The organism is Kluyvera cryocrescens NBRC 102467 (assembly GCF_001571285.1).
Lineage (GTDB): Bacteria > Pseudomonadota > Gammaproteobacteria > Enterobacterales > Enterobacteriaceae > Kluyvera > Kluyvera cryocrescens.
In genome coordinates, this window is the sequence record NZ_BCTM01000004.1 from 92,391 (window position 1) to 107,173 (window position 14,783).

Genomic DNA, 14,783 nt, shown 5'->3' on the forward strand with positions numbered 1-14,783 from the left:
GGTGTCTGCAGGCGCACCCGGGGACGCGCACTCTCTCAACGGAGGCACCATGAATCTGGCAAAGAGCATCCCGGTATTCAAACTCTACGGCGAAAGCTGGCATTGGCCGACGCCCGACCTGCTGCACTGCGAGTCGATCCATAGCCGCAGCAGCCTGTATGACTGGAGCATTCGCGCCCATCAGCATACCGATCTGGTGCAAATTCTCTACGTCCAGCAGGGGGAGGGGGATATTGAAATTGAAGGTGTTAGCCTGCCGTTCTCGCAGCCCTGCGTACAGATTATCCCCGCCCTGTGCGTGCACGGATTTCGCTTTTCAACGGGGACCAACGGTTTTTCGCTGTCGCTTGCCGCACCGCTTATCGCCCAGTTTGAACAGCAGTTTGGCCGTGCAATGCAGGTGCTGAATCAGCCGACGCGCATTGCGGTCGGCGAGTCGCAGGGGGCAATCAACGCACTGTTCCAAACGCTACAGCAAGAGTATGCCGCGGATAGCGAGATGCGGGCGATGATGCTGCATTCCCAGCTCACCGCCCTGATGGTATGGCTAAACCGGCAAGGGACTCAGCAAGCTGAGGTGAGCGATAAGGTTGAGCGTAAGCGCGCCGCGGTGCGTCGTTTTAATCAGCTGGTGGAAAACCATTATCGCGAGCATTTTCCGCTGGCGCATTACGCCAGCCAGATAGGCATGTCCGGCGTGCACCTCAACACCCTGTGCCGCGAGTTTCACGGCTGCAGCGCGCTCGGAGTGCTGCATCAGCGATTGCTGCTGGAAGCCAAGCGTAGCCTGCTGTACACCAGCATGACCGTCAGCCAAATCTCTGACTATCTTGGCTTTAGCGACGCGACCTATTTTTCCCGCTTCTTTCGTCGAGCCACCGGTTTCTCGCCGCGTGATTTCCGCGAGAAGACCAGTGAAAGCTATCGACAACCTGCCCAGGCGATGTAGCTGGGCAGGTTCAACTTCTTAGCGCGTGAAGCCCGGTCGCGGCAGTTTGCCCATCAGCATGGTCGGCAGACCGCCGTCGACGCCAATTTCCGCACCGTTGATATAGCCGGATTTATCGCTGAGCAGGAACAGCACCGCGTTAGCAATATCAACCGGCTTACCGATGCGCTGGCTGGCGGTGAAGGCTTCGCGGCTTTCGCGTACGCCCGGCTGGGCGTAGTACTCGGCGGTCAGCGCAGTTTCAATCATTCCCGGTGCCACCAGGTTACTGCGAATACCGTCCTGACCCCATTCTACCGCCATTTGCTGCGACAGCAGGCCCACCGCCGCTTTACCCGGGCTATAGGCACCGCTCCACGGCTGCGGAATGCGCCCGGAGATGGAGCCGATATGCACGATGCTGCCGCGTTTGGCGTCGCGCATATCGCGGGCAAATTCGCGCGCGCACAGCAGATAGCCGGTAAGGTTGACGTCAAGCTGAGTTTGCCACTGTTCGACGCTGATTTCAGCAAGCCCGGCTGGACGCAAAATACCGGCGGCGTTGACCAGCCCGTAGCAGGCACCCAGCTGCGAACGGACGCTGTGCGCCGCTTCTTTAATCTGTTCTTCACGAGAGACGTCGCAGGCGACCGCCAGTCGCCGCCCGGGATAGCACTCCAGCTTGAGGCGCAGCGCTTCACAGCCCTGCGGATTGCGGTCAAGCAGCGCCACGTCGGCACCCTGTTGCGCCAGCGATGTGGCGATGGCTTCGCCAATGCCGCTTGCCGCACCCGTTACGGCGAACACCTTTCCCGTAAGCCCCAGCCAGTCGTCATGGTGATGTGATTGCGTCATGGTTTTCCCCTTATTATTTGTGTACAGAAGCCATTGCATTGTCAGACGCTGACAGGGCAAAAGGAATGCACGAACCATAACCAGACGGGGACTTTTGCATGCGATTAGGCGTTACGGTGGCGCGCAATAGCGGTGGGGCGGTTTTTACTCTAACCTATTCATTCTTCGTCAAAAGCCCCTAACACCGAGGCCCTATGGATAATCCTGCCGCCCGCGACATCGTACCGCTTTACCAGCGCCACGCTGCCGCCTTTGCTCGCCTGCGTTCGCAGTCGTTATTTGAACAATTGTGGCTGGATAAGTTTTTGGCCGCCATGGCGCGGCCGGGGCGAGTGCTCGATCTCGGCTGCGGCAACGGCCAGCCTATTGGCGACTATTTTATTCAGCAGGGCGTTGCGTTGACCGGCGTCGATGGCGCCGAGGCGATGCTCAGCCGCGCTCGCGCCCGTTTCCCCGCGCAGCGCTGGCTACAGCATGACATGCGCACGCTGACGCTTTGCGAAACGTTTGACGGTCTGCTGGCCTGGGACAGCTTTTTCCATCTTACCCAGGACGATCAGCGGCAAATGTTTTCCGTCTTCGCGCGCCACAGTCAGCCCGGTAGCGTATTGATGTTCACCAGCGGCACCGGCGACGGTATTGCGATGGGGCAGTTTGAAGGCGAGCCGCTATTCCATGCCAGCCTTGCCCCACAAGAGTATCGACAAAGGCTGGCGGAAATCGGTTTTACGGTGCTGGAGATGAAGATGGAGGACCCGGACTGCGGCGGGCACACCATTTGGCTAGCAAAAGCGACCGGTTAAGACCGCGCTGGCCGTTATCGGCGTTATTCATTCAATAAAAATGCTTAATTATTGCTTTTAGGGACAATAACGCTCTTGACGTATTGCATCTGCTGGCCAAGATATGTATTTTTATGCAAATTAATTGCATAAAAAGGTAATCTCATGATCAGCAAATGGATGAAAGCCTGCTGTTTGACGGCGGCACTTGTTGCCAGCGGATATGCGGCAGCCCAAACCTACGTCGTCGGTGCCGGTGGCACCTATCGTCCGTTCGAATTCGAAAACAATCAGAAGCAGTTAGAAGGCTTTGATATCGATATTATTAAGGCGATTGCGAAGGCGGAAAACTTTGATATCAAACTGATTAATACGCCGTGGGAAGGCATTTTTGCGACGCTGGGATCTGGCGATCGTGACATCATTATTTCCGGTATCACTATTACCGACAAGCGTAAGCAAATGGTGGACTTCTCCGCGCCGTATTTCCCTGCGGAACAGTCGATTGTGGTGGCCAAAGATTCCAATGTGAATTCACTCGCGGCGCTCAAAAATGAGAAAGTTGGCGTCGTGAATTCCAGCACCGGCGATATTGTGGTCTCTGAGGTGCTGGGTAAAAACAGCACGGCGATTAAGCGTTTCGACAACACCCCATTAATGCTGCATGAGCTGTTTGAAGACGGCGTGAGCGCGGCGGTGGGCGATGTGGGCGTGGTGAAGTACTACATCAAACAGCACCCGGAAAAACAGTTCAAGCTGGTGCCGGATGCCAAATTTGAACGCCAGTACTTTGGTATTGCGGTAGCCAAAGGCAATACCGAACTGCAGGAAAAGCTGAATGCGGGCCTGAAAAAAATCGTTGCCGACGGCACCTACGCCAAAATCTATCAGACCTGGTTTGACGCCGACGTACCTGTATTACCGGCGCAGTAACGCTTCTTCTTTTTTACGGCGATCGCCTATAGGGCCGATCGCCGTTTTTTTCAGGGATAAATTATGACGGGATTCCGTTGGGAAATTATCGAGGAGTACGGCCCGCTGTTTGTCGACGGCGCGATAATGACCCTCAAATGCACCATTATCTGCGTGATCCTCGGCACGCTGTGGGGGCTCACGCTCGGTCTGGGACGGATGGCGAAGGCCGAACATGGGCCGTGGAAATACGTTTTGCGTTACCTGGTGCAGTTTCCGGTCCGCTTTTACGTCAGCGCCTTTCGCGGTACGCCGCTGTTTGTGCAAATTATGGTGGTGCACTTTGCGCTGGTGCCGTTATTCATTAACCCGCGTGATGGTTTACTGGTCACCAGTGGAGTGATGAGCAGCGATTTTGCCCGCGAACTGCGGTCAAACTACGGCGCATTTTTGTCGTGTATTGTCGCCATTACGCTCAATGCCGGGGCCTACGTTTCCGAAATTTTCCGTGCCGGTATTCAGTCTATCGATAAAGGGCAGATGGAAGCCGCGCGGGCGCTGGGTTTACCGTGGTGGAAAACCATGCGTAAGGTCATCCTGCCGCAGGCGTTTCGCCGTATTCTGCCGCCGCTGGGCAATAACGCGATTGCGATTGTAAAAGATTCCTCGCTGGCCTCGGCCATTGGGCTTGCCGATTTGGCCTATGCCGCGCGCACGGTATCCGGTGCCTATGCCACCTATTGGGAGCCGTACCTGACCATTTCGCTGGTGTATTGGGTGATAACGTTCGTGCTGGCGCAGTTGGTTAATCGTCTGGAAAAGAGGTTTGGCAAAAGTGATTCACATTAAAAATCTACATAAACACTTTGGTGAAAGCCACGTTCTGCGCGGTATTGACTGCGACATCCAGCCGCAGGAAGTGGTGTGCGTGATTGGGCCGTCCGGCTCGGGTAAAAGTACCTTCCTGCGCTGCATGAACGCGCTGGAGACGGTGAGTGAAGGGGAGGTCATGGTCAATGGCTTCGCGGTTCACGATAAGAAAACCGATCTCAATAAAATGCGCGAAAGCGTTGGGATGGTGTTTCAGCGCTTCAATCTGTTCCCACACATGAGCGTGCTGGAAAACTTACTGATGGCGCCGATGTCGCTGCGCGGCATGGGCCGTCACGATGCGGTGGCCTTTGCCGAAAGTCTGCTGGCAAAAGTCGGGCTGAGCGATAAGCGTGACGCCTGGCCGTCAAGCCTCTCCGGCGGGCAGCAGCAGCGCGTGGCCATCGCCCGCGCGCTGGCGATGCAGCCGTCCATTATGCTGTTTGATGAACCGACGTCGGCGCTCGATCCTGAGCTGGTGGGCGACGTGCTGGAAGTGATGAAAAACCTGGCGCAGGAAGGGATGACGATGGTGATCGTCACCCACGAAATGGGCTTTGCGCGGGAAGTGGCCGACCGGGTTATTTTTATCGATCAGGGCATTATCCAGGAGCAGGGTACGCCGGAGATCATTTTCAGCGCGCCACAAAACCCACGAACGGCGGCATTTCTCAGCAAGGTGTTGTAATTTATCATCGTAGGCGATGCCCATGACTTGTCAGGCAGGCATCGCCGCAGTACCGTTATCAAAGATACGATAACGGTGATGGGTAAAAATGGCCTGGTTCTCTCACTTACTGGCGGACATCCCCGGCGTTCGTCATGCCTTTCTCGATGCGCATGAGTCCGCTGCTTTCGATAAGTCACGGCTTGTCGACATCAAACAGGTTCACGGCAAAGAGATTCTTCACTTTATCAAACCCACTGAGCAACGGCCCTTAGTTGATGGCGTCGTCACCTCAACCGTGGGGGTACCCATCGGCGTCGTCACCGCCGATTGTCTGCCGCTGCTGATGGCCTCACGCGATGGCCAGCATATTGCCAGCGTACATGCCGGGTGGCGCGGTACGGCTGCGGGGATCATTGCGCAATCGGTTGAGCAATTTGCATCGCTCGGTGTGGCGGCTGATGAGCTTGTGGTGGCCGTCGGGCCGCATATCCGCGCCTGCTGTTATGAAGTGTCGGCGGAGTTTTACGATGCTTTATTACAGACGCCGGCAAAACGCCTCGTTGAGTCCAACCGGCAATCATTGTTTACCTCCGTTCCTCATAAGCCTAATGCTCATAGCGCGGCCGCGCGCGAAATAAACGGTCTGTGGTTTGATTTACCGAGATTTAATTTATTGCAGCTGGTGAGTGCGGGTGTACCGGCTAAAAATATCGAGGTGCTGGAGACGTGTACCTACTGCTCGGCGGAAGCTCTCGACTCATACCGACGAAGAACGCACGTTCCGGCCGCGAAATCGCAGCAGATAGCGTGGATAATCAAAGAACAACGGTGAGATAAAGCGGGCCGAGGAGGGATGCCCGCCAGAGGGGATCAATTCAGACGGTCATCGATGCGGTCACGGGTTTCAGACACGCGATCGCTGCGAGAGTTTTGTCTGTCATCCTGCAGATTCTCAAAACTATCCTGCCGATTATCCTGATTGCCGCGGAAGCTATCCTGGCGGTTATCCTGGTTTTCCCTGAAAGCATCACGATGTGCATCAAGGCCTTCTCCAAAGCTGTCCTGGCGATTATCCTGATTTTTACGGAACGTATCCTGACGCTGGTCCTGATTATCACGAAAGTTGCTGTGCCGGTCTTTTACCCGGTTATTGATATCATGCACTTGGTTTCTTTCTGACTGATGCCGAGAATGCCGCGCATTTTGGTTCTTGTGGTGAATATTATCCAACGTATTTGCCGTTGCAGTACCTATCGTTAGGCTGCCTGCAATTGCGAGAGCGATAACGGTATAGCTTTTCATAACAGAGTCCATTGCTGAGAGAATGGGTATAGCTTAAATAGCCGGTTTGCTTTAATCAAAAAGAGAATAGGTCTACATCCGGAGTTATTATTTCGGCCATTATTTTGTAAAAAAGTTTTTTCTATGACTGCCATACAGCGGGGGAGGGGATAACGCCCACAGGGCAAGGGATGCGCCGCTGTTTCCCTCTATGGAGTTGCGGAAGATGATGCCTTCGATTATCACTGTTGCGAATAGTGAGAATAAATTAAGTGATATTCTAAATAACTGCCATTTTGTTTATTTTTGTACGCAATTCAGGTTGGTTTTTAATCTGTGCAGATTATAACCTCTGACCTGCTTATCGTTAGCGGTTAGCTGTTTCTTAGAGACTATTGTTCGCTGATGAATAAAAATACCCCTGAAAATAATCATAAGGATAATTATCCCCAGCGTAATGATTAGGCGGAAGTTGTATTTCCGCCTGTCCAGAAAATAATGTGAGATAGGTTTTGTTTTTGGCAGCTAAATTTCATTTATCAAGTTTTATTGCGCCAGAACAAATTACGTATTCATTGAGCCTGTATGGTAGCCGGCCACTCTCATGAGGCATACCTTAAAACGATGAAATACCTGTTGTTAATTTTAGCTCTACTTTCAGCCCCCGTCTGGGCTTTGGATTTTACGTCTACGATCTTACGTTTGAATTGCCCATCGCGCGGGCTGGTCGAAATTACGCTACACGTCTATGGCCACGTTTCTGAGCTGTGGAATGGTCATTACGAGGTGGGAGCCGGTCACCGGACGCATAACGAAGTCGATCTGGTAAAATTTACCAACGGTGACCAGTTTATTCATAAGCCTCGCAGCGGTGAGTTCCTCTTCCGCTATGCCGGGAAAAAGGCGCTTCAGCACTGCCATAAGCTGTCTGAAGGCCCACTTACGGCGAAGGCCTTACCCTATCATCATTAAACCATTGGCTGGTTGAGGTTATCGTTGACCCAATCAATAAACGCGTCTTTAGGTAACGGTTTGCTAAACAGCCAGCCCTGACCAGAGCGTACCCCGTGGGCAACCAGCCAGTCGCGCTGGTGGGCGCACTCAATACCCTCAGCCACCATCGACAAATTGAGTGATTTGGCCATCTCAATGATGTGGCCAATCACGTGATTAGATTCGAGAGTATCGATAAAGGATTTATCGATTTTTAGCGTATCGACCTCCAGATCCTGAAGGTAGCTGAGGCTGGAATACCCCACGCCGAAATCGTCGATATACACCGTGTGGCCAAGTTCGCGGTAGGCCTGAAGGACGGGAATGGCCGTTTCAGGGTCGGCAAGATTTCGCTCTGTTAACTCAATAGCAATCTGTTTAGTCGACACCTGCCACTGTTTGACCTGCTGATTAATCAGCGCGGGCAGTGTTGGTGAATGCAAATCTGCCGCAGCGATATTTATTGAGATATACAAATCCGGATGCTCGGCGAGCCAGCGGCCCATATCGTTAAAGACGCTGCGCACGATGTATTCGGTCAACGGCCGGATGACGCCCGCTTGTTCGGCAAGATCGATAAAAATATCCGGCGGTAGCCAGCGGCCTTCCGGCTGCTGCCAGCGAGCCAGCGCCTCGGCACCGATCACCCGACCGCTTTTTAGCTCGACGATCGGTTGATAATGTACGGTGAATTCTCCCTCTTTAATCGCATCAAGAATACGATAGTGGGAGGATTGCAGGCGTCGCACAATGCGCAGCACGATGAAGGTCGCAAGGCCGCTAAGCACCAGGCCAACCGGTAGCCAGAACAGCAGCTGGTGGATCAAGTTGGCATCAATAGGCGCGGTCGGGGCCCAGGTCAGCAGAATGGCGCCGACCGGCGGTAGCAACTGTTGGCGATATACCATGCCGTTCACTTCCAGCGTCGGCTGGAAGGTATGCAAGGTGTTTTGCCAGATATGCGGATCGAGCGGATGATTGCTGGCGATCACTCGCTGTCCGCGGGTGCTGATGATCGCCGCATAGATTGGATATCTTGGATGCGGGAGTACATCGATAAGCGAATCGGGGTCGATCATCGCCATGTATTTTCCGCGGCTAATAGCGACCATATTGTCATCCGTATTCAGGTCGTGGCGCGAGGTCAGCCATACGTGATAGCCAGCAGGGGTGACGTATTCCGATCCCGGTACTTTTTCTGACAGGCTGTTTCTGAGCATAGTACAGTCGCGATCGGTGTTCTCCAGATAAAAAATGCTCTGAATGTACTGATGGATATACGACACTTTTTGGATCTGCTGCAGATGCTCGGGGCTGCAGGGAACGCCGTGAAAACCGTTAGCTTCAGCGAGTGCGGTGCGCGCCTGTTGTTTCACCAGACGGGTGCGTTCCAGCACGCTCTCGCTGTAGCTGTCCATTTCCTGCTTGAACAGTTCGTGGGCCTGACGATGCGCGAGCCAGAGGCTCATAGCAATAGGTAAAAAAATAGAAACGATCAGCACGCTCGTGATGTGTCTGACCGGACGCTGCGTGGGCATCGATAATCCTTAACGATCGAGCGAGAGGTGTGGGACTGAATTGGGCGTGGATTATAGAACCGGGAAACCATTGAGGCTATATCAATATAAAGATTGTACCTATTATCAGATTATTCAAATAGGAATCAGGTTAAAAATACTCCATAAGGATTAACCTGGTTGGCAAATTAAAGAGAGGGGGACATTTTGTCCCCCTGCCGATTCTGATGTTTACGGTGCCATCTGGCCGCCGTTAACATCAAGAATTTGCCCTGTGATATAACCACTGCAGGCATGTGAGGCGAAGAACAGGAAAGCCGGCGCGACTTCTTCGGCGTAGCCAAAGCGGCCCATTGGAATGCTGGCGGCAATCTTTTCCCGCAGCGCATCGCTTTTGCCATCATGGAAAGCGGTGTCGATAGTGCCCGGCGATACAATGTTGAAGCGTATTCCATCCGCCGTAAACTCTTTCACCCAGTTGCGGTGAATGTCATGCAGCCACGCTTTAGAGGCTGCGTAAATTCCGGCACCGACGCCGCCGCCTTCACGCCCGGCGATGGAACCCGTGCTGATCACGCAGCTGGTCTCCTGACGTGCTTTCGCCGAGGCGCGTAAATGCGGGATGGCAAATTTCGTCATCATCAGCGCGGACCGCGCGTTAAGATCCATGACGCGTTCGTAGAATGCGTCATCAATGGCCTCCAGATTGGCGCGCCCACCTAGCCCCCCTGCGTTGTTTACCAGCACATCCAAACCGCCAAAGCGAGCGACGAAGTCTTCAACCAGCCGACGGCATTCATCGGTACGGGTAATATCGGCCTCGAAAAACTCGACCTCGGCATCATTTTGCCGCAGTAATGCTAACGTCTCTTCCAGCTCTGGCGAAGGCGCGTGACTATTAATTCCCACTTTGGCCCCTTGCCTGGCGAACGCTTGGGCGGCGGCCAATCCCATTCCGGCAGTGGAACCGGTGATCAATACGCGCTTATTTTTCAGGTCGGTAAACATAGTTGCTCCCTTGTGTTGAAGTAGTAGAAGAGGCGCTGCGCCACAGGACATAGCCAAATAAAATGATGGCGGCAGCGCTAAGCAGGAACAGCAGACGTCCCCACAATGGATTTGGAATAAGGATCATCAGCAGCATGCACAGGCCCATTGCTAGCGAGATTTTGCCGATTTTGCTGCGCTGCATACGGTCGAAGTTATCCTGCTCGTGGTCGGCGTAGACCGGAGTCTCCATGTTGGTGAAGAACGTATTAAGCACCGTTTCGCGCGCCTGACCGGGCTCACGCCAGAACAGCGTAGAGAGGCAGAAGAAGCCGCCGGTAAACACCAGATGACAGAAGATATTCCACACGGCTGAGAGATCTTTAAGTTCGCGGTTGGTCAGCGTCAGCCCCATGGCATCCGCCACATCTTTCACCGTCACCCAGTGGGTAATGGTAAAGGAGACCAGCAGACCGAATATTACGGTTCCCCAGCCAGACCAGTCCGGTGTTTTGCGAATAAACATGCCAAAGAATAGCGGCACGATGATTGGCGCTGAAGCCAGGGTGCCGACCTGAATCATCAAGTCGAACAAACTCAGCTCCTGCAATGACTGCATATACTGAGCGACCAGAATAACCAGTACGCCATTGACGATGCAGGCGGTTTGTCCCACACGCAGTAAGTAGTGCTCGCTTTTCGCCTCATTGCGATTCACCACCGGCGTCCAGAAGCTACGCACGAAGATCCCTGAATTTCGGTTCAGCGCGGTATCCATCGATGACATGGTGGCGGCAAACAGCCCGGCCATCAACAGCCCCACGGTGCCTTCCGGCATTGCCCGTTCGGCAAACACCAGGTACGCCGCATCGCTGGCGTTTTTACCCAATTCCGGGTGTGAGAGCGCCATATCGGGATACAGAATGGCCGTCGTCCACGGCGGCACAAACCAAATCAGGGTGCCAAACAGCATCAGGAACAGGGCAAACAGCGCGGCCTTTTTGGCGTTAAAACTGTCTTTCGCGTTGAGATAGCGGTAGGAGTCCTGCAGGTTATTAAAGCTCTGTACCTGTTTGACGAAGAAGAACACAAAGCAAACCAAGAGGATCAGAATGTAGTGCGGCCCGGTATCAGGCCCGGTGAAGAAACCTGACGGGAAATCGTTGACCATTTTGACCGGGCCGCCAACTTTCACCAGCGCGACTACCGCGCACACGACCGAGATTATCGCCACAATGAGTGTTTGCACGAAGTCGCTGGCGACGACGCCCCATGAGCCGCTGAGCAAAGAAATCAGCAGCACCACCAGCCCGGTTATCCATAGCGTCAGCGTTAAGTCATACTTAAAGACCGCGCTGGCAAATACCGCGAGGCTGTTAAGCCACACGCCGGCGTTAAGAATGCTCAGTGGGATCAGGATCCAGGTAAAAAACTGTTCGTTTTTAGGGCCAAAGCGCTGGCTAATCGCCTGCGTTGGGGTATCGACGCGCAGCTGACGAAAGCGGGTTGCAAACCACCACCAGCCGACGATGTAGCCAATGACGTTACCGGCAAATACGCCGATTGCGGTAAAGCCGTAGCGGTAGGCCTGGCCCGCCGCGCCGGTAAAGGTCCAGGCGCTAAACTGCGCCATAAAGGCGGTGGCGCCAACCATCCACCACAGCATCCTGCCGCCGCCGCGGAAGTAGTGGCTTGCCGAACCGGTACCCATCTTCTTAAAGGCGTAGCTGATGGCAATCATCAGTACGAAATACACCGCCATAACAATAATGTTGATATCCATTATGTTCACACTCGCAATTAGTATCAGGAGACGATGTATTATTTGTCATTTAGTATGACTAATAAAATGCGTGCATAAGGTTTTGCGATCGGTGTCAATTTTTGAGCTGTTGCGTGCCATTACTTGTGATGCACGTTGAGAATTTGAACATTTTGTCGCAAAAATAGCCTCCATTAGTATGACTAATTGCGATATTTGTGGTCTTGGTAGCGAGCAAAAGTACGGAAATATCCGATATAATTACCCTGAAGGCGGCAATTGACGCGCCGGGATATGGTACACTGGCCCATAATTTTTGTTCAGGTATGACAAAAGCATGAACTTCACAACGATTACGACAACACAGCGTGGCCTGGATGGCCTGATTGCCAGCGACATCGCGCGTAAGATCTTTTCCGGCCAGTTAACGCCGGGTACGGTTCTGCCTGCGGAAGTTGATCTGTGTGAACAGTTAGGGGTCAGCCGCACCGCGCTGCGAGAAGCCCTGAAGCTGGTCTCATCTAAAGGTCTGCTTGAATCCCGCCCGAAAACAGGCACCCGCGTGCGTGCGCGTTCTGACTGGAATATTCTCGATGTCCAACTGCTGGAATGGCTCAGCGGCATGGAAGGTACATTGGAGATGTATCAGCAGTTTCTTGAGTTCCGGCGGGTGATTGAGCCTCATGCCACAAGGCTTGCGGCAATGAACGCCACTCGCGAGCAATGTATTGCGCTTTCCCAGACCTGGGAAGAGATGTGCCGTATCGCTCGTGATTTTGACGCGGAGAAATGGGTCGATGCCGACACCCGTTTTCATCGCATTATCTTTATGTCGTCCGGCAACTGCTTCTATCAGCCGTTTGGTAACGTGCTGACCACGGTCTTTAAATGGTTTATCAGCCACTCCTCGAAAGAGGGCGGTATGTGTCTTGATGATCATGAACGGATCTACAAAGCCATTATGGCCGGCGATGCGGAAGGCGCCTACCAGGCGTCCCTCGGTATGATGGACGCCAGCAAGCACCGCCTTTAATCACGCAACGTGAAAGGCACCGTGTCCGGGGCGGTTATCGACCGCCACCCGGCACGGTTCGCCCTGATGGAAGTGGATCCACAGAACGGTCTGTTCCGGCGAGTGCTGCTCAACCACTATCTTGTCCACGTTTCCTCGCGCCTGACGCGAAATCTCCCGCGATTCATCAAATTCTCCGTGACACTCAAGGATGCTGGCAAAAAGGGTGCTTTGTGCCCGAGTACGCACAATCCATGCTGGCTCTTCACGCAAATTGAAGGCCGGGTCGCTGGCTCCGGTTCGCGCGATAATCAGCTCGCCTTGCTGCGGCAGCACGCTGGTAAGGGTATAAAAACTGTCGTGTGCCAGCCAACTGAGCTGCATGTTCTGTTGTGCTGGAAGCTGTGCGCTCGCGCAGCGCCACAGATGCTGATAACCGGAAGAATCTCCCAGCGGCGCGCGTGCGGATGGGGTGTCGAGCGGTAGGCTACTGTGGATGATTTGCCCCAGCGTATGCAGGCAATAGTCATACTGATGAGCGGTAGCGCTGTTGACTGCGAACAGATCGACCAGCAGCGGTTGTTCGCACTGTGGCAGTTCGAGCAGCAGCACCGTGCGCTGCTGATGCACGCCGGGCCAGTAGTCCTCGATAACGGCGCTCATGGCCTGATGCGGGCCATCGCCGCGAAACATCTGCGTTTTACCATGGCGCGCCGCGGCTCGCTCTTTATCGCCCAGATTCTGACAGCCTTCATCGACAACCACCGTATTGTGGGCAACCGTCTGTTTGGCATAGCTGTTATTCTCAGGAACATAGCGCCCACCAAATTTCGGTTCGACGTTGACCCAGCGGGCAAAGCCGTAGTCCTGGAGGATTTCCACACCGCGGGTGAAATAGCTTAAGTGCAGTCCGTCAAAATGGCCGTGGTTGAGCGCGCTGTGCATCCCGGCGATGTTGCCGTGTCCTCCCCACCACATCATGGCCATACTTTCGAGTTGACCGGCAGGCTGCGTGCGCAGAATCCCGCCGGCGCCGCGTTCGCCTAAAACCCCATCGCGGAAGAGCTGCGAACGGCGCGCTGTCTCAGCGTGATGTTCATCGCTGCTCAATTCCAGCGCACCCCGACACGGCCAGCATTGCTGCTGATAGTGGGCCAGCACCGAGAGTTGCGGCGAAGCACCGTAGTGCTGGCGGCAAAGGCTGACTGCCATCAGCGCGCCCTCGTCGCGCAAATTCATACTTTTTGAGGCGTCATTGAGCGCGGGCAAGGTTCCATCGGGAAAGGCCATGTCAAACAGGGTAAAGCAGGCTCTGTGGATCAAGCGATCCCGATAGTCCCAGATGTTTAACTCGGGCTGATAGCGGTCGATAGCCGCGGCCAGCAGCAGCAGCGGGCGCAGCGCAAATCGCTGGTAGTAGAGCCCTTCAATATAGTAGCCATCGCTGGAAAATAGCTGGTCGAGCTGGGCGTAGAATCCTCCGCTGATATCGTCATGCAGTCGTCCATGCAAAGCCACCTCCACCCATTCCGGATGACCGGTTACATAGCCGCAAATCGCAATGGCGGCGACTGACCACATGCCGTGGTTATGGACAATATCAAAGGTGGTGCTGTGGACGGTTAAGGCCTCTTGTACCATCAAACAGAGCAGATTGGATTCGATATGATCGCGCATTTCCGGGCTTGCCGAACCTTTCACACAGTGCCAGGCGGCGGCCGCATAGAGTAAGAACATATCTTCGTTGAGCGTCTGGTGAAACAGTCTGCCCGGCGGGTTGCTGTCGCGGCTGGTGGCGTTGCCGAGGGTGGGGTAGATATCGGCATAGCCACTGAGCAGCGCCAGTACGGCATCCCGGCAGCGCTCGTCACCGTTTAGCAGCCAGTGCAGGCCCGCTAAATCCATCATTTGATAATTCAGCTTATGCTGCGCATGCTCCGGGCCACCTCCTTCGCCGTGGCCTGGGATCCATAATGGCCGCTGCAACCACGCCTCTAGCTGGCGTTGCTGTCGGTGTAACGTATTGCCGGGCAGGGTACGACGATTGAGGTGGGTACGCAGGTCGGCAATATCCTGGTGCGAAAGGAAAAGCGAGCTATCGGGCGTCATCAGACATCTCCGCTATGTTTATTAGTATGACTATTAAAATCAAATAATAAACAGACTGTCTAGATTTCAGCCATTTTTTTGGCGTTACTTGCATGCTGGTTCACA

General features: G+C 54.1%; 14 protein-coding genes. 8 read left to right on the plus strand and 6 right to left on the minus strand.

Annotation, left to right across the window (positions count from 1 at the left end):
- Nucleotides 1–49: 49 nt before the first annotated feature.
- Nucleotides 50–949 (plus strand): helix-turn-helix domain-containing protein, encoded by a 900-nt coding sequence (locus tag KCR01S_RS03800; RefSeq protein WP_061279872.1) that lies wholly within the window; start codon nucleotides 50–52, stop codon nucleotides 947–949.
- 18 nt (nucleotides 950–967) lie between these two features.
- On the opposite strand, the gene KCR01S_RS03805 is transcribed toward KCR01S_RS03800, so the two are convergent.
- A complete protein-coding gene (locus tag KCR01S_RS03805; protein WP_061279874.1) occupies nucleotides 968–1,783 on the minus strand; it encodes an SDR family NAD(P)-dependent oxidoreductase in 816 nt (271 codons plus the stop codon).
- A 194-nt stretch (nucleotides 1,784–1,977) separates the two neighbouring features.
- Between KCR01S_RS03805 and KCR01S_RS03810 the strand changes: the two genes are divergently transcribed.
- From KCR01S_RS03810 to pgeF, 5 genes are all read left to right on the plus strand, one after another.
- Nucleotides 1,978–2,586: a class I SAM-dependent DNA methyltransferase gene (locus KCR01S_RS03810; protein WP_061279877.1), complete on the plus strand. Its 609-nt coding sequence runs from the start codon at nucleotides 1,978–1,980 to the stop codon at nucleotides 2,584–2,586.
- A gap of 144 nt (nucleotides 2,587–2,730) precedes the next feature.
- The gene (locus KCR01S_RS03815; protein ID WP_061279879.1) at nucleotides 2,731–3,498 is read left to right on the plus strand and encodes a basic amino acid ABC transporter substrate-binding protein; all 768 of its coding nucleotides are present in this window, start codon (nucleotides 2,731–2,733) and stop codon (nucleotides 3,496–3,498) included.
- A 63-nt stretch (nucleotides 3,499–3,561) separates the two neighbouring features.
- A complete protein-coding gene (locus tag KCR01S_RS03820) occupies nucleotides 3,562–4,326 on the plus strand; it encodes an amino acid ABC transporter permease (RefSeq protein WP_061279881.1) in 765 nt (254 codons plus the stop codon).
- The gene (locus KCR01S_RS03825; protein WP_061280019.1) at nucleotides 4,313–5,035 is read left to right on the plus strand and encodes an amino acid ABC transporter ATP-binding protein; all 723 of its coding nucleotides are present in this window, start codon (nucleotides 4,313–4,315) and stop codon (nucleotides 5,033–5,035) included. Before KCR01S_RS03820 ends, KCR01S_RS03825 begins: the two co-directional genes overlap by 14 nt.
- A gap of 88 nt (nucleotides 5,036–5,123) precedes the next feature.
- The gene (gene pgeF / locus KCR01S_RS03830; RefSeq protein WP_061279883.1) at nucleotides 5,124–5,849 is read left to right on the plus strand and encodes a peptidoglycan editing factor PgeF; all 726 of its coding nucleotides are present in this window, start codon (nucleotides 5,124–5,126) and stop codon (nucleotides 5,847–5,849) included.
- 38 nt (nucleotides 5,850–5,887) lie between these two features.
- Here pgeF and KCR01S_RS25055 read toward each other — a convergent pair whose 3' ends face one another.
- Complete coding sequence (locus KCR01S_RS25055; protein WP_156478738.1) at nucleotides 5,888–6,319, minus strand: hypothetical protein; 432 nt, start codon at nucleotides 6,317–6,319, stop codon at nucleotides 5,888–5,890.
- 681 nt (nucleotides 6,320–7,000) lie between these two features.
- On the opposite strand from KCR01S_RS25055, the gene KCR01S_RS03840 reads away from it, so the two are divergent.
- Nucleotides 7,001–7,270: a hypothetical protein gene (locus KCR01S_RS03840; protein ID WP_233269637.1), complete on the plus strand. Its 270-nt coding sequence runs from the start codon at nucleotides 7,001–7,003 to the stop codon at nucleotides 7,268–7,270.
- Here KCR01S_RS03840 and KCR01S_RS03845 read toward each other — a convergent pair.
- The 3 genes from KCR01S_RS03845 to KCR01S_RS03855 form a co-directional block, all read right to left on the minus strand.
- Complete coding sequence (locus KCR01S_RS03845) at nucleotides 7,267–8,829, minus strand: EAL domain-containing protein (RefSeq protein ID WP_061279887.1); 1,563 nt, start codon at nucleotides 8,827–8,829, stop codon at nucleotides 7,267–7,269. The genes KCR01S_RS03840 and KCR01S_RS03845 overlap by 4 nt on opposite strands.
- 210 nt (nucleotides 8,830–9,039) lie before the next feature.
- Nucleotides 9,040–9,816 carry an SDR family NAD(P)-dependent oxidoreductase gene (locus KCR01S_RS03850; protein ID WP_061279889.1) on the minus strand — a complete coding sequence of 259 codons (777 nt, stop codon included), beginning with the start codon at nucleotides 9,814–9,816 and terminating at the stop codon, nucleotides 9,040–9,042.
- Nucleotides 9,794–11,578 (minus strand): sodium:solute symporter family transporter, encoded by a 1,785-nt coding sequence (locus KCR01S_RS03855; protein ID WP_061279891.1) that lies wholly within the window; start codon nucleotides 11,576–11,578, stop codon nucleotides 9,794–9,796. Before KCR01S_RS03855 ends, KCR01S_RS03850 begins: the two co-directional genes overlap by 23 nt.
- Before the next feature lie 316 nt (nucleotides 11,579–11,894).
- Here KCR01S_RS03855 and KCR01S_RS03860 point away from each other — a divergent pair, with 316 nt between their 5' ends.
- A complete protein-coding gene (locus KCR01S_RS03860) occupies nucleotides 11,895–12,590 on the plus strand; it encodes a FadR/GntR family transcriptional regulator (RefSeq protein ID WP_061279893.1) in 696 nt (231 codons plus the stop codon).
- Here KCR01S_RS03860 and KCR01S_RS03865 read toward each other — a convergent pair whose 3' ends face one another.
- Nucleotides 12,591–14,678: a heparinase II/III domain-containing protein gene (locus KCR01S_RS03865; protein WP_061279895.1), complete on the minus strand. Its 2,088-nt coding sequence runs from the start codon at nucleotides 14,676–14,678 to the stop codon at nucleotides 12,591–12,593.
- Nucleotides 14,679–14,783 lie beyond the last annotated feature (105 nt).